This window comes from Micromonospora sp. WMMD1082 (assembly GCF_029626175.1).
Taxonomy (GTDB): domain Bacteria; phylum Actinomycetota; class Actinomycetes; order Mycobacteriales; family Micromonosporaceae; genus Micromonospora.
This window is the reverse complement of record NZ_JARUBM010000002.1, coordinates 5,352,589-5,370,744: the sequence shown is the minus strand read 5'-3', so window position 1 is coordinate 5,370,744 and position 18,156 is coordinate 5,352,589. Positions and strand designations below refer to the sequence as shown.

Below are 18,156 nucleotides of genomic sequence, written 5' to 3'. Positions count from 1 at the left end.
AACGGGATGGAGAACACAGGGTGAACAATGAGCCTCCGCGCCTCAGCGGGTACGCGGGACCAGCCCGGCGGCGCCCGTCGCCGCGCGGGCCGTCGATGGCTGGTCGAGCCGATCGGGCGGGTTCAGCCGATCGGGCGGGTCGAGCCGGTCGAGCCGCGCGAGCGCGGCGGTGCCGTCCCGGACCACGGTCGCGGCCAGCGCGGTGCTCGCCGGGTGGGCGCCGCTCTGCCGCGCCGCGTCGGCGATCCGGACCGACTGCGTCAGGTGCGCGCGCAGGTGCCCCGCGACCAGCCGGCGGAACGCCTCGCCAGTGGCCGAGCGCAGCGTGGCCAGTTCCTCGTCGGTGACCATGCCCGGCATGTCGTGGCCCTCGTGCGGGTTGGTCGACGGCGCGCCGGAGTCGCCGAGCAGCCGGTGGGACCGGGCCAGGTCGGTGCGGTGGGTGGCCTCGACCTGGGCGGCGAGGCGCCGCCAGGCCGGGTCGGTGGTCCGGGTGGGCACCAGGTCGAGCACCGGCAGCAGCCGTTCGGCCATCGCCGCCGTCAGCTGGAGCCAGGCGATGTCGGTGGCGCTGAACGCCCCAGCGGCGGTCGAGCCCGGCGCCGCCACGCTCGTCGGTGCGGCATCGCTCGTCGGTGCGGCCTGGCTTGTCGGTGCGGCCTGGCTCGTCGGCGCGGTGGCCGGCGGCGAGGTGCCGCCGGTGGCGGGCGGTGACCCGGCGGAGCAGCCGGCGACGAGCAGCACCGCGAGCAACGTGGACGGTGCGGTGACGGTGACCCGCATCCGGCCTCCTCGGCGTCCGGGGCGGCGGGCCCGGCGTGACCGGGCCCGCCTCGGGTGCGATCGTGTCCGGCTCAGATCGGCCGGCCGTCGTGCCCGCACTTGATGACCGGACGGATGCAGTCGCGGACCCGGCGGGACAGTTCCGCCACCGGCCAGGCGTTGAAGAAGTCGCCGTGCATCGTGTAGCCCGGCCCGGAGGCCAGTCGGAACCGCGACGGGTCACCGTTGACCGGGTATCGCAGCACCTGCCGCAGCTTCGGCACGTGCACCGGGTGACTGGCCGGGCAGGCCTGGTTCACCGGGTACGCCAGGTGGCTCTTGTGGTCCGGCGAGTCCAGGTCCCGGCCGTTCCAGCACTGCGGGAAGTCCAGGTACGACTCCAGCATCGTGCCGGCCGGGCAGTTGACGAAGTCCTTGGACGGCGGCACGTGCCCGGCGTGCAGGCAGGACCAGCGGGCGATGCTCTGACCCGGCCCGGTGGCCACCGCGTTGCCGGCGACGAGCCGCAACCCCAGCGGGAACGGCTGGGTCTGCGCGACGACGTCGTCGCGTACCCCCTCGCCCAGGTAGTAGAACGTGGCGATGGCCGGCTCCACCGGCACGTTGTTGTTGTAGAGGGTCGGCACCCAGTACGACGAGACGTCCACCCGCGGGTTGCAGGTGGTGGGCGAGTTGACCAGGTCGGGAAGGGTGGTGTGGGCGTTGGTCACCGTGCTGCCGAAGAAGCTGTGCATGTGCGAGGCGCCGGGCAGCCCGGGGAAGATGATCGGGTCGTCCGGGAGCCGGTGACTGTAGGTGCAGTCGGCGGGGAACTCCGCCACCCGGATGGCGTTGATGCCCGGGGCGGCGTCGGCCCGCGCGGTGGTGGACACCACGTAGGTGCCGAGCAGCACCAGCAGGGCGCCGATCGCCGTGGCGAGGCGCAGTCGGCTGCGGATGGCGGAGAGGGGTGCGGCCCTGTCCATCTCGTGACTCCTGTCGGGGGTACGGGTCAGGGACACCTCCGGCGCCGCCGCCGAAGACATCGGAGTTTCCCTGGCCAGACTGGTGGTGGTCGGTGGGACCCGATGTGAGAGAGCGCTCTCTCGTCCAGCCTCACCCGAATGTCGACACTTGTCAATACGTCCGGCAGTTGGTGGGAATCAGGCAATAGCGTCGGCGGTCAATCGGCGCGCTGTCCGACCCGGAGGACGCTCAGGTAGCGGCGTGCCGCCCGGTCGCCCATCCGGGTACGGATGCGCTCGGCGACGGCGTCGAGGAGCGGCTCGCGGACGTCGCGATCAAGCCTCCGGTACGGCGACGTCGAGCGAAGGAGATCGGCGAAGCCCGCCCCGTCCAGCCACTGGACGGTCGGGTGCCAGCGCACGACCGTCGGTCCGAACAGGCCGCCCGGATCGGCCACCGGTCCCCAGCCCACGTCGGTGGCGCGCACGTCGTCCTCCGACGGCGGATGGCCCCAGTCCGGGTTCCCGGGGGCGAACCGCTCGTGCAGGTCGACGGTTTCGGCGTACACCTCCGGCTTTCCCGGTCGGCGGACCACGACGTGGCCGAGCAGCGCCAGCCACCCGCCGGGACGGAGCACGTCGTGCGCTCGCCGCCAGCCGATCGACGGGTCGACCCAGTGCCAGGACGAGGCGGCCACCAGGAGATCGAAGCGTCTGCCGCGGTCGTCCCACGCCTCGAACGTCGACCGCTCCACGGTGACCCTGCCGAAGGCGGCGAGCCGTCGGCGGGCCAGTGCCGCCATGCCCGCGCCCGGCTCGACGGCGGTCAGCGCACAACCGAGCGCCGCCAGCGAACGGGTCGCCTGGCCGGTCCCGCAGCCCACCTCCAGCACCGACGATCGCTCGCCGACGCCCGTGACGGTGACGAGATCGGCGACGAGGTCGTCGGGGTATCCCGGCCGGATCCGGTCGTAGAGCTCCGGCACCTCGTCGAACACCCCACCGAGGTCACGCCGATTCGGGATCGCCACCGCACCATCCTGCCAAGACTGCCGCCGCCGCACCGGCGGAGGCCGGATCGCGCCCTGGTGGCGCGGGCCAGGAGGCGTCGAGCCCCGGTCGATCGCAGGTGGATCGACCGGGGCTCGGCGGTGCGGTCGGGTCAGACCAGGTCGAACCGGTCGAGTTCCATGACCTTGGTCCAGGCGGCAACGAAATCGGCGACGAACTTGCCCCGCGCGTCCTCGCTGGCGTAGACCTCCGCGAGGGCCCGGAGCTGGGAGTTGGAGCCGAAGATGAGGTCGACCGCGGTGGCGGTCCACTTCACCTTGTCGGTGGCCAGGTCCCGGATCTCGTACACGTGCTCGTCGGACTCCGACGCCTTCCACCGGGTGCCCGGGGAGAGCACGTTGGTGAAGAAGTCGTTGGTCAGCACGCCGGGCCGGTCGGTGAGGACGCCGTGCGGCGTGCCGCCGACGTTGGCCCCGAGGGAGCGCAGACCGCCGACGAGGACGGTCATCTCGGGCGCGGTCAGGTCGAGCATGTAGGCCCGGTCGAGCAGCAGCACCTCCGGCTGGGTCTTCTCGCCGGCCCGCAGGTAGTTGCGGAACCCGTCGGCGCGCGGCTCGAGGACCCGGAAGGAGTCGACGTCGGTCTGCTCCGCGGTGGCGTCGGTGCGGCCCGGCCGGAACGGCACGGTCACCTCGACGCCGGCGTCGCGCGCCGCCTTCTCGACGGCGGCCGAGCCGGCCAGCACGATCAGGTCCGCGAGCGAGATCTTCGCCCCGCCGGCCTCGTTGAACTCCCGCTGGATGCCCTCCAGGGTCGCCAGGACCGTCGCGAGCTGCTCGGGCTGGTTGACCTCCCAGCTGCGCTGCGGCTCAAGGCGGATCCGGGCGCCGTTGGCGCCGCCCCGCTTGTCGGTGGACCGGAAGCTGGCAGCCGAGGCCCAGGCGGTGGCGACCAGCTGGGCGGTCGTGAGGCCGGACTCCAGGATCTTCGCCTTGAGGGCGGCGACGTCGGCGTCACCGACGAGCTCGTGGTCGACGGCCGGCACCGGGTCCTGCCACAGCTGGGCCTCCGGGACCCACGGCCCGAGGAAGCGGCTGACCGGACCCATGTCGCGGTGCAGCAGCTTGTACCACGCCTTGGCGAACGCCAGCGCGAACTCGTCGGGGTTCTCCAGGAACCGGCGCGAGATCTTCTCGTACGCCGGGTCGACGCGCAGCGACAGGTCGGTCGTGAGCATCGTCGGCAGGTGCTTCTTCGACGGGTCGTGCGCGTCCGGAACGATCGCCTCGGCGTCCTTGGCGACCCACTGCTTCGCGCCGCCGGGGCTCGTGGTGAGTTCCCACTCGTAGCCGAAGAGGATCTCGAAGAAGCGGTTGCTCCACTGCGTCGGCCGGTCGGTCCACGTCACCTCGAGACCGCTGGTGATGGTGTCCGCACCCTTGCCGCTGCCGTGGGTGCTCAGCCAGCCCAGGCCCTGCGCCTCCAACGGGGCGGCCTCGGGCTCGGGACCGACGTGGTCGTCGGCGATACCGGCGCCGTGGGTCTTGCCGAAGGTGTGGCCACCGGCGATGAGGGCGACGGTCTCCTCGTCGTTCATCGCCATCCGGCCGAAGGTCTCGCGGATGAAGTGCGCCGCCGCGGCCGGGTCCGCGTTGCCGCGGGGGCCCTCCGGGTTGACGTAGATGAGCCCCATCTCGGTGGCCCCGACGCCGGTCACCATCTCCTTCTCGGAGGCGTAGCGCTCGTCGCCGAGCCAGGCGTCCTCCGGACCCCAGAAGATCTCCTCGGGCTCCCAGACGTCCTCCCGGCCGAAGCCGAAGCCGAAGGTCTTGAAGCCCATCGACTCCAGGGCGACGTTGCCGGCGAGCACGAGCAGGTCGGCCCAGGAGATCTTCTGGCCGTACTTCTGCTTGACCGGCCACAGCAGCCGGCGGGCCTTGTCCAGGTTGGCATTGTCCGGCCAGCTGTTGAGCGGGGCGAACCGCTGACCGCCGTCGCCGGCGCCGCCGCGACCGTCGTGGATGCGGTAGGTGCCCGCGGCGTGCCAGCTCATCCGGATCATGAGGCCGCCGTAGTGGCCGAAGTCGGCGGGCCACCAGTCCTGCGAGGTGGTGAGAACCTGGACGATGTCCCGCTTGAGGGCCTCGACGTCGAGCTTGGCGAACTCGCCGGCGTAGCTGAAGCTCTCCCCCAGCGGGTTGCCCTTCGGCGACTGGGCGTGCAACACCGAGAGGTCGAGCTGGTTGGGCCACCAGTCCCGGTTGGTACGCGGGCGGCCGCCGGTCTTCGGCGTCGGCGAGTCGATCGCCGGGTTCTCACTCTCGCTGCCCCGCGCGGTCACGGAGTCGTGCGCGACCGGGCAACCGGCCGCCGCCTTCTGGTCCACGCCCTGCGCGCTCGCGGGCGCGTTGTCCTGGGTGTCGCTCATCTGTTTCCTTCCGAACTGGCGGATCACTGGCGGGTGCGTTCGGTCGCACAGTCGGGGCAGGTGCCCCAGTAGACGACCTCCGCCTCGTCGACCACGAAGCCGTGGTCGCCGGAGGCGGTGAGACAGGGAGCATGGCCGACAGCGCAGTCGACGTCGGCGATCGCGCCGCAGGAGCGGCAGACGACATGGTGATGGTTGTCCCCCACCCGGGACTCGTACCGGGCGGTCGCCCCGGCGGGCTGGATGCGCCGCACCAGGCCGGCCTCGGTGAGCGCGCGCAGCACGTCGTACACCGTCTGGTGGGACACCGTGGGATGATTCGCCCGCACCAGGGCGATCACCGTGTCGGTGTCGACGTGCCGGTGGTCACGCAGCGCGGCGAGCACCGCCAACCGGGGCCGGGTCACGCGCAACGAGACCGCCCGCAGCTGCGCCTCGAGGTCGGTCATCACGTGACGAACCCTAGCCCACTCTTCTGGAATAAATCCAGTTTATCGACGCCTGCGGTCGCGTACCGTCGCAGCAACCGAGGGAACCGACCTAGGGCATGAGGTCGGGTGGATCCCAGGCGACGTGCCGTGCCATGGATCTCAGCGCCACCGACGCGGGGGTGAGCCGCATCATCGCGTTGCGCAGCGCCACGGCGACCGGGTTGTCGAGCTGCTGACCGAACCTGCCGGCCAGCAGCGAGGCCCGCGCGACGCTTCGGGTACGCGGAAGCCGCAGCTGGTCGTAGCGGGCCAACGCCTCCCCCGGCGGCGCCCCACCGGCGAACGCTCGGCCGAGCACCACCGCGTCCTCGATCGCCTGACAGGCGCCCTGTCCCAGGAACGGGGTCATCGCGTGGGCGGCGTCGCCGACCAGCGCCACCCGGCCCTTGACGTACGTGTCGGGTAGCCGATCCAGGTGGTAGAGGTCGTGCCGTAGGACCGCCTCGGCGGGGGTGGCGTCGATCAGCGCCGCGATGGGCTCGTGCCACGCGCCGAAGCGATCCCGTACGGCCGCGTGCTCGTTGGTGGACCGCTGCCCCGCCGGAGCGCACACGGCGGCGTACCAGTAGACCCGGTTGTCCGCGAACGGGAGCATGCCGAACTCCGCACCCCGGTCCCAACTGAGTGCGGCCGGGACCGGTTCGGGCCACGGCTGTGGTGTCACCCCGCGCCACGCGGTGGACCCGCAGTATGCCGGCAGCGGGAGATCCGGCCACAGCAGGTTACGCACCCTGCTGTGGATGCCGTCCGCCCCGACGACCAGGTCGGCGGGGATGGTGACCGAATCGCCATCGCGCAGGTAGGTCACCTCGGCGGGCGGCCCGTTGGCCATCAGGCTGAGGCCCGCCCCGACCTCCCCGAACTCCGGCTGCCGCTCCAGCACCGTCACCTGCCAGCCGGCCCGGTGCAGGGCCAGCGCGCTCGACAGCCCGGCGATCCCGCCGCCCACCACCACCGCAGAAGGTGGTGTCCGCATCTGGCTCGTCACGTGTCCCTCCCACTCTCTCTACACCTGTAGAAGTACTCTACAGGTGTAGAGAAGGCGAACGAGGAGGCGCGGTGACCGGCAGTCGGATTGCCCTGCTCGCGGACGCGGCGATCGACCTGATCGCCGAAGCCGGCATGCGCGGGCTGACCCACCGGGCGGTGGACGCCCGGGCGCGGTTGCCCCTCGGCTCCACCTCGGCCTACTTCCGCACCCGGGAGGCGCTCATCGAAGGCGTGGTACGGCGTCTGGCCGAGCTGGAGTGGGCCGACATCACGCGGGACCAGCTGGCGTCCGGCCCGCCCCGCGCCGACCCGGCGCCGCTGACCGCCGCCGACATCGAGCACCTGGCGATCGGCATCGCCACGCTGCTCGACCGTTGGCTGAGCGCCCACCGCAACCGGACACTGGCCCGGTACGCCTGCCTGATCGAGGCCACTCACCGCCCCCAGTTGCGCCAGATCCTGAGCCATGGCACCGCCTTCCGGGCACAGGCCGAGGCGTTGCTGGCCCGCGCCGGGGCGCCCGACCCATCGCGGCAGGGCGCTCACCTCGTGGCGTACATCGACGGTCTGCTCTTCGATCGGCTGGCCGGCGCCGGCGCGCTGACCGCTCCGACACCGGGCACCACCGAGAGCCGGGAAGATCTCCGCCAGGCCGTCCAGGCCGTGCTGTACGCCACGACGGCGCCACACCCCTAGCCCCGCACTACGCTCGGAGGTCCCGGCCGAGAAGACACCGGTGGTCGAGGTGCGCATCCGCAACCACGTGGGCACCGCACCGCCGGCGCGTACTGACAGGTAGCGGATTCTCCAGCGTTGGCCCGTGGTGTCGGTGCTGGCAATCCTCGGCCAATCAGGAAGTTTGAAACTTGCTGCGACCAAGGGGTAGCGCATTGCTGTCCGTGGTTGGATGATTGCCGCCAACGCATTGCTGATCCCGGTACGTCCACGCCGACCGGAGGGATTGTCCGTGAAGCATGACCACTCGCCTGTCCTGCCGGGTTCCGGCGCTACGGACTACGCGCGTTATATGCGGACGGATACTTTGCTGGGTCTGCAACGATCGCCGGGCGAGGTGATCCATCGCGACGAGCTGCTTTTCCAGGTGGTGCACCAGTCCGCCGAGCTGTGGCTGAAACTGGCGGCGGCGGAGCTGGCCGAGGCGACCGATCGGGTGGATGCCGGGGAGCTGTCGGTCGCCGAGGCGCTGCTGGTCCGGGCGACGCTCGCGGTCCGGTTGATCACCGACCAACTGGACATGCTGCGGTATCTGTCCCCAGTGGACTTTCAGGCGATGCAGCCGGCTCTCGGCAACGGTTCCGGCGCGGAGTCGCCGGGTTGGCGGCAGGTCCAGTCGGCCAGTCGGAAGCTCGGTCGCTCGTTCGACGGGCAGCTTGCCGTCCGGGGTGTCCCGGCCGCGGACCTGTGCCCGGCGGACCTGTCGGATCCGCTGCACCGGCTCGCCGAGGCGATGGTGGAGTGGGACGAGCGGGTATCGCTGTGGCGGGTCCGTCATTACCAGGTGGCGCTCCGAATCGGTGGTCACCCACCGGCTGGCACCCCGGGTAGTCCGGTGAACATGCTGGCCAAACTCGCCGGACACCGATTCTTCCCCGAGCTGTGGCAGGTGCGGATGCACTCCACCGCCGACGATTAGCGTCGCTCAACCTCAACCTTCGCGCCGGCACAACCTGCGGCCTTTGACCGTGGTTCGTCTCGTCAATTTCGAGGGGTGACACGTGCGTGCTGTAGCTCACTGGTTGTCCGGTACGGCCGGACCGCGCAGCTTTCCCTATTCGGCGGTCCTGGACGAATTTCACCGGGTCGGTAAACACTTTGTCGAAAAGAGCTTCCTCGCCCTGCTCGACGAGGCGCGGGGGAAGGTCGCCAGCCGGACACCAGCCGACGGTGACGCCTCGACACGGCTGCTGACCGACTTTCTCGACGTCGCACTCGACAAGTGGGACGGCCGCTACGACTACCGCAGCTACCTCGCCCTACGCCTGCTCCGGTTCTCCGATGGAGCAGACGATCAGTCCCCGGCAGCGCGGGCGGCCGACGGACGGCGTGCCCGGGACCGGCTCCTCGTCCGCCTGATCGCCGACACGCTGGCCTTCGAGTTGGCTGCCGCCGCGCACACCACCGGGCTGCTGCCACAGCACCGCCCCGGGCCGGCGGTGGTCACCAAACGTTGCCGACTCGGGGTCCGCGCCGCTGCTCCCGCGCTGGCCCGTCTCGGCCTGAACAAGGCGGTCGGTGCGGACGACCCGGCCACCGCCGCCGCCGACCTGCACGCCATCGCCGGTGACCTCGCGTCCCCCGAGGATCCGTCGCTGCGGTTGAGCATGCTGCCGGTCCACGTGACGCACGACGAGTACCTGTTCATCCGGGTGCTGCAGGGCTATGAGTGCCTCTTCGCCGGGGTCGCCGACGAACTTCGCGCGGTGGTCACCGCACTGGCCGGGGACGCGCCGGGCGCCGCCGCCGACCGGCTCGGGTACGCGGGTGACCTGCTGCGCGCCGCGGGTCCGCTCTTCTCTCTGCTGGCCACCATGCAGCCGGAGTCGTTCCGCACGTTCCGGCAGTACACCGAGGGGGCCAGCGCGATCCAGTCCCGCTCGTACAAGCTGGTGGAGTCGCTGTGTCGTACCCCGGATGCGGATCGGCTGGACTCGGTGGCCTACCGGGCGGTGCCGGAGGTGCGGGCCCAGGTACAGGACGGCCAGCCGACGGTTGACGAGACGTACCGGTCGGCTGTTGCCGATGGCCGGCTCGCCGGTCCGGACCACGCCCTGGTGGCGCGGCGGATGGCCGCGTTCGCCGGCACCCTGTCGCAGTGGCGACGCACCCATCACCGGCTGGCGGTGCGGATGCTCGGCGCGCGCTCCGGCACCGGCTACACCGAGGGCACGCCATACCTGGCGGCGGTCAGCGCCGCACCGGTCTTCACCGCCGTGACCACCGATCCACCTGCGGCCGACCGGAGTGGAAGGCACTGCGCGTGAGCCAGTCCGAGCAGAGCCCACGATGCCTCGACACCGGCACGCACGCCGCCCTGCGCGCCGAGTTCCCCCTGTTGCAGACCTGCGTCTACCTGAACAGCAACTCCACCGGCGCGGTGCCGAGGGGGGTCGAGCGGGTGCTGCACGACTACTGGGAGACGCTACGCACCTGGCGCGACGACGTGTGGCAGGACTGGCACGTCGGCCTTGACCGGTATGCCGACTCGGTGGCCGCGCTCCTCGGCGCGCCGCCGGGCAGCGTGCTCACCGACGCGAACCTGAGCACCTTCCTGGCCCGGGTGGCGTCCTGCTTCGACTACCGCCCGCCGCGCAACCGGGTGGTCAGCACGGATCTCGACTATCCGACGGTGCCGTTCATCTTCCGGGCGTACGGCCGCTATGGCGCCGAACTCGACGTGGTCGGCACCGGTGGCCCCCACCTCGACCAGGACGCTCTCGAGGCCAGGATCGACGAGCGGACGCTGCTGGTGTGCGTGCCACACGCCAGCTTCACCTCCGGCGCCACCGTCGACCTGCCCCGCCTGGTGGCCCACGCCCACGACGTCGGCGCGTTGGTGGTGGTGGACGCCTTCCAGACCGTCGGGGTGGTGCCGTTGGATGTCACCGCGCTCGGCGTCGACGTCGTCATCGGCGGTTCCCACAAGTGGCTGTGTGGTGTCGGCACCGCGTTCCTCTACGTCCGGCCGGACCTGGTGCCGCTGTTGACGCCGGCGGCCACCGGCTGGCAGGCCGGCGACCGCGCACTGACGTTCCGGCCCTCGCACGGGTGGGCGGCGGGAGTGCGCCGGTTCGCCGGTGGCACACCGTACCCGCCCACCTCGCTGGTGTCCCAGGTCGGTCTGGACCTGCTGGCCGGCGTCGGCGTCGACGCCATCCGGCGGCATTCGCTGGCGCTCACCCAGCGGCTGCTGGACCGGGCCGAGGCCGCCGGCATCGTGGTGGTGAGCCCCACCGACGCGGGCCGACGTGGCGGGGTGGTGTGCCTGGACGTCCCCGACGGCGAGGCCGTCAAGCAGCGGCTGGCCGCCCGCGGCGTGATCTGCAGCTGGCGTGGCTATCTGCGGGTCGGCCCGCACGTCTACAACACCCTCGACGAGATCGACCTGTTCATGGACGCGTTGGAGAAGGAGCCGCACCGGTGACCGTCACCCTCTCGCCCCGGGCGTTGATGAGCCTGCTCGTCAACGGGCCCAAGGCCATGGACGTGCTGCAGACGGCGCTGGACCTGGGGCTGCTCGACGCGCTGGAGCCCGGACCGGTCCGTCTCGACGCGCTGGCCGCCCGGTTCGGGGTGCTTCCGCTCCGGCTGTACAAGTTCCTCGACTGCATCGAGAGCCTCGGCTGCTTGACCCGCGACGAGGCCGACGACGACATCGGCGCGACCAGCTACCGAGCCGTGCCGGGGCTGCACGACGCGGTCAACGCGGTGGTCGGGCCGGGCGCCACCGAACGGGACCGGGACCGCTACCCCTGGCGGCAGTTGCACGGGCGGCTGGCCGAGAGCCTGCGCGGCGACGTCAGCATCGACGACGGTTTCACCTGGCCGCCGACCACCGCCGCCCAGACCGCGGAGTTCGAGCGCAGCATGGCCCTCGGGCTGGGGCCGGCGATCGAGACGGTACGCCGGCACGCGGGCCACCTCTGGTCGGACCGGCGTCGCCTGCTGGACGTGGGCGGTGGCGACGGGACACTCGCCGCCCACATCCTCGACGCCGCGCCGGATCTGCGGGCCGACGTGTACAACCTGCCGGCGGTGGCACCGCTGGTGGCCGCCACCCGGGCCACCTCCGGTCACCCGGATCGGCTGGGCTTCGTCGGCGGCGACTTCTTCGCCGAACCCCTGCCGCCGGGCTACGACGCGCTCTCCTTCGTCCGGGTACTGCACGACTGGCCCAACGCCGTGGCCCGCGAACTGGTGCGACAGGCGTACGCGGCGTTGGAGCCGGGCGGGCTGATCCTGATCTGCGAGGAGTTCCGCACCCCGGACCGGCTGGCCATGCAGTTCTTCTGGAGCTACTTCCTGATCGGCGTCGACAGCAGCGTCAGCCGCCTACGCGAGGCGGACTTCTACACCACACTGCTCGAGGAGATCGGCTTCCAGCACGTGGCAGTGCTTCCCGGCACCTGGGAGCTGGTCACCGCGTACAAGCCGGACTCCGCCGCCCGTCGAACACCTCATCCGCCGGCGGTGCCTCCCGGCGGAACACCGTAGCCGCGAGCGCGCCGAGGAGCGGCAGCGGTGAGCAGTTCGCTGCGGCGGCCGAAGGAGCGCCGGTACGCGGCGGGCGAGGTGCGTACCGTGTCGCGGAAGCCTCTGCGCAGGTTGGCGGCCGAGGAGAGGCCGGTCCGGTCGGCGACCGCGTCGACCGACAGGTCGGTCTCTTCCAGCAGCGCCTGAGCCGCCGCGATGCGCTGGTGGAGAAGCCACCTGCCTGGGCTGACGCCGAGTTGGTCGGCGAACCGGCGGGCGAGGGTACGCGCGGACACCCTCGCGAATCTGGCCAGGGCGTCGACCGTGAGGGGTTCATGCAGCCGTTCGACGGCCCAGTCCAGCAGGGGCGCGAGAGAGTCTGGCGGGCGCTCGGTGTGGGCAGGCGCGGCGTACTGAAGCTGCCCGCCCTCGCGATGCGGTGGCATGACCATGTGCCGCGCGATCTGCGCGGCGTAGGCGGCGCCGTGGTCGGTGCGGACCAGGTGCAGGCAGAGGTCGATGCCGGCGGCGGTGCCCGCGCTGGTGGCGATGTTGTCCTGGTCGACGTACAGCGTGTCGGGTTCGACGGCGACGTTCGGGAAGCGGGCCTGTAGCTCACCCGCCATCCGCCAATGGGTGGTGGCTCGACGATGATCGAGCAGTCCCGCCTGGGCGAGCAGGAAGGCACCGGAGCAGATCGCCACGATGCGCGCGCCGCGCTGATGCGCCCGCCTGACCGCCTCGATCACGGCAGGTGAGGCGGGCTGGTCACGAAGCTGCTGGCCGGGGATGACGATCGTGTCGGCGCGCCGCAGCGCGGACAGTCCTGCGGGCACCACCATCGCGTAGCCCGCGAGGGTCGGCACCGCGCCCGGTTCTTCGGCGCACACCGTGAACTCGTAGTGGGCGGGAAGGCCGGGGCGGGGCACTCCGAAGACCTCGGCGGCGCACGCCAACTCGAACGTGGATTGCGGCGGCAGGACCAGCGCGACGACCCGATGGAGCACCATGGCAAGAAAGTACCCTGGCGCGTCAGGCCAGACACTGGGCTGATCGCGGATCCACGGCCACCATGTAGCCATGAGGCAAGAACACGATGATGTCCAGGTCCTGCACGTCGACGAGGTGGACGCGGTGGAGGTGGCCCCCGGAATCCTGCGGCGGCAACTGCCGAGGACCGAATGGGCGGGCGGCTGGATGTACGACTTCGCGCCCGGCAGCGAGTGGCCGGAGGTGGACGTGCACGAGGGCGAGGAACGCTACTACGTCGTCTCGGGCGAGTTCATCGACAGGGGCCATCGGCTCGGTCCAGGCAGCTACGTGGTGTTCGCGCCAGGCAGTAGTCACCGACCACGGACGGAAACGGGCGCGCGGATGCTCGGCATCAGCATCCTCCCCCGCTGACGGCTCGCAGACGGCCATCCCCGCCGTGACCCATTCGCGCTATCAGCTCGACAGCGCACACAGCCCACCCCAGGCGCTGCCGGCCTGAATCGCCTCGGCGAAGGTCCGTGGTGGGCGGCCGAGGGCGCGCCGCACACCGTCGGACACGTGCGCGTCCTTGCCCAGGCGGAGCGACTCGGCCACGTTGGCGAACGCTTCGGCGTCCGTGGCCGGTACACCCTGCTCCACAAGCTCGGCGACGTACTCCCGCCTCGACAGCGGCACGTATCGGACGGTGCGGCCGGTGGCCGCGGAGAGGGTGGTGGCCACTTCGGTGAGTGTCACCGGGTTCGGGCCGGACAGCTCGTAGGTCTGGCCCGGGTGGCCATCTTCGGTGAGGGCGGCGACCACCACTGCGGCGACATCGTCGGCGTCGAGGAAGCTGGCGGCGCCGTCACCGGCGGGAAGGCGCAGCTCACCGGCTCGGACGGCGTTGGCGTAGATGCCTTCGGTGAAGGTCTGTGCGAACCAGCCGGGGCGGCTGATCGTCCACTCCAGCCCGCTGTCGCGTACGGCGGCTTCGCTGTCGAGCGCCGCGTCCCGGATGCCGCTGCTGCCCTGGATGTAGTCGGGATCGTCGAGGCCACGGCCCGAGGCGAGGACGATGCGCCGCACTCCGTGACGCACCGCGCTGTCGACGAACGGGCGGACCAGCCGGCTGCCGTTGAGCTGCACGAGGTAGAGCGCGCGCACGCCGTCGAGCGCGGCGTCCCAGGTGCCGAGGTCGGTCCAGTCGAAGGGGTGCTCGCCGGTGCGGGACGCCGCGCGCACCGGTATCCCGCGGGCGCGCAGCCGGGCGACGACGCGGCGTCCGGACTTGCCGGTGGCCCCGGTGACAAGGATCGGTGGTGCGTTCATGACTCGAGCCAACCGGGACGGGACGCGAGGATCCATGCTCTGGACGATCTGACCGATGTCCCGGCGTCTACACTCGCGACGGTGGATGCGGTGTCCGAGCTGCTGGCGGACGTGTGGGGCCGCGGTGCGGTGTTCCGGCCGACGGTCCTGCGACCGCCCTGGGTGCTGCGGATGTCCACCGGTGCCCCGCTGATGCTGGCCGTGATGCTGCGAGGCCATGCCTGGGTGGTCGCCGACGGGCGGGATCCGGTGCGCATCGCCGAGGGCGACATCGCCGTCGTGCGCGGCGACGTGCCGTACGCCGTGGCCGACGCCCCGTCGTCGGCTCTGTCGTCGGGCCCGATGTGGACGGTCACCGCAGCCGACTACTGCCCCGGCGGCACCGGGCCCACGCGTTCCTGCGGCAGGCGGGACGATGACGACCCCGACGACGGTCCCGTGCTGCTCAGCGGGGCGTTCGAACGCCGGGGTGGGCTCAGCGGCCGCTTGCGGCAGGCCCTGCCCTCCTTCCTGGTCGTGCCCGCCGCCGGCAGCGCGATCCCGTCGGCGGAGGCGATGGCCGAGGAGGTGACCCGCAACCGGCCGGGGCAGATGCTGGTGCTGGAACGGTTGCTGGACCTGATCCTGGTTTCGGCGCTGCGTGGGTGGTTCGACGACGCCCCGGGCTGGTGCCGTGCCCTGGACGATCCGTGGGCGGGCAGCGCCCTGCGGCTGATGCACGACAGTCCGGCGTACCCGTGGACGGTGGCCGAGTTCGCCGCGAAGACCGGGGTGTCCCGGGCAGCGTTCGCCCGCCGGTTCACGGCGCTGGTCGGCGAACCGCCGATGACCTACCTGACGGGCTGGCGGATCGCCCTCGCCGTCGAGCTGCTGCGTCACACCGACCTGACCGTCGACGCGATCGCCCGGCGGGTCGGCTACTCCGGGGCGTTCGCGTTGAGCGTGGCGTTCAAACGGGTACGCGGCTCGCGGCCCAGCGACCACCGCCGACAACCTCGTGAGCGACGGTGAACAGCGGTCTCGCCCACGCAGGAGGCGGTCCAGTTGTACGCCGATTGTGCGCGGTTAGTACGACGGCCGCCGTACCATCGGCCCACTGAAGCAAAGATCCTCTAGAGCTGTGACTGTCCTGGAGGCCCGCGATGCAGCAGCCCCCTGTCACGATCGTCGCTGTCGGTGACTTCGGTCGCGCGGTCGCCGGCCGCCTGGTGTCCAGGATCGCCGGGACGCACGTGACGGAGAGCGCCCCGGCGGCGGCAACCACTCCGCTGCTACCGATCGTGCTGGCGTCCTGGCGGGAAGCCCGCACCGTCGCCCGGGCCATCGACGCGAACGACGCGGTGCCCTGGTGGCTACCGGTGATCCTGGCGCACCCGCAGATCCGGGTCGGGCCGGTCTTCGGCCCACACGTGTCCGGCTGCTATGACTGCCTACTGGGCCGGGTGCTCGCCGCCGACCCGCAGCCTCACCTCACCAGGGCGCTGTGGGACCTGTACGACCGGGACGCGACGGCCGGCCCGCTCGGTTACCTTGAGCACCACGCGAGCGTCGCGGCGGCCCTCGCCACGATGCTCATCAGGCACGACGATTCCTCCCGCCGCCGGGTCCTCCGCTACAACGTGCTCGGCGGCACCCTGCGGGTGGACGAGTTCGTGCCGGTCGACGGCTGTTCCCGGTGGAAGCACCCCGGGGCGGCGGAGACGATTTCCGGTGCGATCGGCAGCGCGGGAGTTCCGGAGTGACCGGGCGGGTGTACCGCCTCAGCGGTGGGCTGGTCGGGTTCGCCGTCGGTGACGTCTACGTCCTGGAGGGCGGCCCGGCGCGGGTGGGTTTCACCAGGCCCGGGGCGACGGACGTCCTGCCGCAGATCTGCGAACTGCTCGACGGCAACCACTGCGTGCCGCACATCGCGCAGTTGCTGTGCGTTCCGGTGTCGGAGGTCACCGACTGGATCGCGCTGCTCGTGCGGCACGGACTCGCGCACCCCGTCAGCGCGGGTGCCGCCGTTTCGGCGGGAACCGGCCCGCCGACGCCAGCGGCTGACTTCCTCTCCCGTACCGCCGGCCTTGGGCACCCGGCCGACGTGGAGCAACTGCTGGACAACCTGTGCCAGGGCCGGGCCCTCGTGGCGGGACGCGGCTGGCTCCCCGCCGCGATCACCGCCGAGTTGGACCGCAGCGGAGTCACGATGCGGCCGTACCATCCGGACCTGCTGGTCGGGGTGCCGCCCGCCACGGCCGGCGGCCGGGCCTCGGCGCTCGTGGTGGAGGTCGTCAACGACGGCGCACCCACCGCTCTGGCCGCGACCCTGCGCTCCGGGCAGTGGTGGCTCGGCGCCCGGGTCGACGATCGCGGCGGGTCCGTCGGGCCGCTGCTGCGCCCGGGCCTGTCCTGCGCCTGTCAACTGCCGCCACCACCTCGGCCCGACCGGTCCGGCCCGGCGGCGACGACGGTCGACCTGATCGCGACGCTGGTGGCCGGCGAGGTCGTCCACGCGCTCACCCGCGGCGCGGACCTCACCACGCTGGATGCCATCCTGGAGATCCGCTGCTCCGACGGGGCGCCCGTGGCGATCGACCGGCGTCTTCTCCGCCGCCGCGGCTGCACCGACTGCGGTCCGAACGGCACCGTGGACGAGGGCCGGCACGGCGGGGAGTACGAGCGGGAGAACACCATCCGGCCCACGCCGCGACACCTCCCGCTCCGGCCCAGCCCGTTGCTACCGCAACCGGCCCACCCGCTCGCCGATCCGGTGCGGGACGCGGCCAGCGGATGACCTGCCGGCACCGCGGCCGGCATATCGTGGCGGCCTACGGCAGACTCTCCCGCATGGCGGTCGCGGCGGGGTGCACATGGGATCAGGTCAACGCACGGCGTCTGGAGCGCGCGGGGCTGACCGGGCCCCGCCGCCACGGCGAGGCGGCGATCGGGCAGGTCGCGACGGCACAGTGTGGCGTACACGCGCAGGTGATGTCGGCCGCCGAGTGGTCCCTCGGGTCGCGGCTCGACGGGGTGTCCCGGCAGGCCGTGCAGGATGCGCTCTGGCGCGATCATCGCCTGGTGAAGACGCGAGGGCCGCGCGGCACCGTGCATCTGCTCGCCGCCGCCGAGCTGCCGATGTGGACGGGTGCGCTCTCGGCACTCCCGGCCGGCCAGGACGGGCAGCCTCCGGGGGTACGGATGACGAGACCACAGATCGAGGCAGTGATCGAAGCGATCGGCGACGCGCTGCGGGAGGCCGACCTGACCGTTGACGAACTCACCGAGGCCATCGCCGAACGCGTCGGCGACTGGGCGGCCGATCGGGTGATGGAGGCGTTCGGTGACCGATGGCCGCGGTGGCGACAGGTCGAGCACGAGGTGGCCAACCGGGGTGTGCTGTGCTTCGGTCCGCTGCGGGGCCGCAAGGTGACGTATACGAGCCTGTCGCGGTTGCTGCCGGGCTGCACGCCGGCCCCGGGCGAGGTCGCGCTCACCGATCTGCTGGAGCGCTACCTCTGGGCGTACGGGCCGGCGACACCCGCGCACGTGGCGCAGTGGCTGTCGATTCCGCGCACATTCGCCACTGAAATGTTCCGGCGAGCGGCCGATCGATTGGAGCCAATCGATCTGGAAGGTGAGAAAGCCTGGGTGGTGGCGGGCGACCGCGAGTTCGACCAGGAGCCGCCGGCCGGACTTCGACTGCTGCCCTACTTCGACGCGTACGTCATCGGCTGCCATCCCCGCGACCGGCTATTCGCCGGCCGCGCCGCCCGGCGCGGGCTCGCCAACGGTCAGGCGGGCACCTTTCCCGTGCTCCTCGTCGACGGCCAGGTCGCCGGCGTGTGGCATCAACGCAAGTCCGGACGGCGGATCGACGTGACGGTGGAGCCGCTGGACGAGTTGTCGGCCGCGCGGCGCCGCGCGCTCGACGAGGAGGCGGAGCGGCTTGCCGCGTTCTTCGGGGCGCGGGCGACGGTTCGGATCGGCCCGATCACGGTCGGCGGTCACGCCTAGC

General features: G+C 71.8%; 18 protein-coding genes. 10 read left to right on the top strand and 8 right to left on the bottom strand.

What is annotated here, in order from left to right; translation table 11 throughout:
* Positions 1 to 42: 42 nt before the first annotated feature.
* From O7615_RS24750 to O7615_RS24725, 6 genes are all read right to left on the bottom strand, one after another.
* Positions 43 to 783, bottom strand: a complete 741-nt coding sequence (locus tag O7615_RS24750; RefSeq protein ID WP_278180185.1) for a DUF305 domain-containing protein — start codon at positions 781 to 783, stop codon at positions 43 to 45.
* Between the two features lie 71 nt (positions 784 to 854).
* Entirely contained in the window at positions 855 to 1,808 is a 954-nt protein-coding gene (locus O7615_RS24745) for a DUF1996 domain-containing protein (protein ID WP_278180184.1), read from the bottom strand.
* Between the two features lie 137 nt (positions 1,809 to 1,945).
* Positions 1,946 to 2,758 (bottom strand): class I SAM-dependent methyltransferase, encoded by an 813-nt coding sequence (locus O7615_RS24740; RefSeq protein ID WP_278180183.1) that lies wholly within the window; start codon positions 2,756 to 2,758, stop codon positions 1,946 to 1,948.
* 131 nt (positions 2,759 to 2,889) lie between these two features.
* A complete protein-coding gene (katG, locus tag O7615_RS24735) occupies positions 2,890 to 5,166 on the bottom strand; it encodes a catalase/peroxidase HPI (protein ID WP_278180182.1) in 2,277 nt (758 codons plus the stop codon).
* Between the two features lie 23 nt (positions 5,167 to 5,189).
* A complete protein-coding gene (locus tag O7615_RS24730) occupies positions 5,190 to 5,615 on the bottom strand; it encodes a Fur family transcriptional regulator (protein WP_278182216.1) in 426 nt (141 codons plus the stop codon).
* 91 nt (positions 5,616 to 5,706) lie between these two features.
* A complete protein-coding gene (locus O7615_RS24725) occupies positions 5,707 to 6,645 on the bottom strand; it encodes an FAD-dependent oxidoreductase (RefSeq protein ID WP_278180181.1) in 939 nt (312 codons plus the stop codon).
* A gap of 71 nt (positions 6,646 to 6,716) precedes the next feature.
* On the opposite strand from O7615_RS24725, the gene O7615_RS24720 reads away from it, so the two are divergent.
* From O7615_RS24720 to O7615_RS24700, 5 genes are all read left to right on the top strand, one after another.
* Complete coding sequence (locus O7615_RS24720) at positions 6,717 to 7,343, top strand: TetR/AcrR family transcriptional regulator (RefSeq protein WP_278180180.1); 627 nt, start codon at positions 6,717 to 6,719, stop codon at positions 7,341 to 7,343.
* Between the two features lie 271 nt (positions 7,344 to 7,614).
* Complete coding sequence (locus O7615_RS24715; RefSeq protein WP_278180179.1) at positions 7,615 to 8,301, top strand: tryptophan 2,3-dioxygenase family protein; 687 nt, start codon at positions 7,615 to 7,617, stop codon at positions 8,299 to 8,301.
* Between the two features lie 82 nt (positions 8,302 to 8,383).
* Positions 8,384 to 9,649 carry a hypothetical protein gene (locus O7615_RS24710; protein WP_278180178.1) on the top strand — a complete coding sequence of 422 codons (1,266 nt, stop codon included), beginning with the start codon at positions 8,384 to 8,386 and terminating at the stop codon, positions 9,647 to 9,649.
* Positions 9,646 to 10,809, top strand: coding sequence for an aminotransferase class V-fold PLP-dependent enzyme (locus tag O7615_RS24705; protein ID WP_278180177.1), 1,164 nt, complete (start codon positions 9,646 to 9,648; stop codon positions 10,807 to 10,809). Before O7615_RS24710 ends, O7615_RS24705 begins: the two co-directional genes overlap by 4 nt.
* Positions 10,806 to 11,879 (top strand): methyltransferase, encoded by a 1,074-nt coding sequence (locus O7615_RS24700; RefSeq protein WP_278180176.1) that lies wholly within the window; start codon positions 10,806 to 10,808, stop codon positions 11,877 to 11,879. Before O7615_RS24705 ends, O7615_RS24700 begins: the two co-directional genes overlap by 4 nt.
* Here O7615_RS24700 and O7615_RS24695 read toward each other — a convergent pair.
* Positions 11,843 to 12,868 carry a helix-turn-helix domain-containing protein gene (locus O7615_RS24695; RefSeq protein ID WP_278180175.1) on the bottom strand — a complete coding sequence of 342 codons (1,026 nt, stop codon included), beginning with the start codon at positions 12,866 to 12,868 and terminating at the stop codon, positions 11,843 to 11,845. The genes O7615_RS24700 and O7615_RS24695 overlap by 37 nt on opposite strands.
* A 70-nt stretch (positions 12,869 to 12,938) precedes the next feature.
* On the opposite strand from O7615_RS24695, the gene O7615_RS24690 reads away from it, so the two are divergent.
* Complete coding sequence (locus O7615_RS24690) at positions 12,939 to 13,262, top strand: cupin domain-containing protein (RefSeq protein ID WP_278180174.1); 324 nt, start codon at positions 12,939 to 12,941, stop codon at positions 13,260 to 13,262.
* A 42-nt stretch (positions 13,263 to 13,304) separates the two neighbouring features.
* Here the strand turns inward: O7615_RS24690 and O7615_RS24685 are convergent, their stop codons facing one another.
* Positions 13,305 to 14,159 carry an NAD(P)H-binding protein gene (locus tag O7615_RS24685; RefSeq protein ID WP_278180173.1) on the bottom strand — a complete coding sequence of 285 codons (855 nt, stop codon included), beginning with the start codon at positions 14,157 to 14,159 and terminating at the stop codon, positions 13,305 to 13,307.
* Positions 14,160 to 14,240: 81 nt separating this feature from the next.
* Between O7615_RS24685 and O7615_RS24680 the strand changes: the two genes are divergently transcribed.
* From O7615_RS24680 to O7615_RS24665, 4 genes are all read left to right on the top strand, one after another.
* Positions 14,241 to 15,170: an AraC family transcriptional regulator gene (locus O7615_RS24680; RefSeq protein ID WP_278180172.1), complete on the top strand. Its 930-nt coding sequence runs from the start codon at positions 14,241 to 14,243 to the stop codon at positions 15,168 to 15,170.
* Positions 15,171 to 15,301: 131 nt separating this feature from the next.
* Complete coding sequence (locus tag O7615_RS24675; protein WP_278180171.1) at positions 15,302 to 15,901, top strand: TOMM precursor leader peptide-binding protein; 600 nt, start codon at positions 15,302 to 15,304, stop codon at positions 15,899 to 15,901.
* Positions 15,898 to 16,935: a hypothetical protein gene (locus O7615_RS24670; protein ID WP_278180170.1), complete on the top strand. Its 1,038-nt coding sequence runs from the start codon at positions 15,898 to 15,900 to the stop codon at positions 16,933 to 16,935. Before O7615_RS24675 ends, O7615_RS24670 begins: the two co-directional genes overlap by 4 nt.
* A gap of 53 nt (positions 16,936 to 16,988) precedes the next feature.
* The gene (locus tag O7615_RS24665; RefSeq protein ID WP_278180169.1) at positions 16,989 to 18,155 is read left to right on the top strand and encodes a winged helix DNA-binding domain-containing protein; all 1,167 of its coding nucleotides are present in this window, start codon (positions 16,989 to 16,991) and stop codon (positions 18,153 to 18,155) included.
* The last annotated feature ends 1 nt before the right edge of the window (position 18,156 follow it).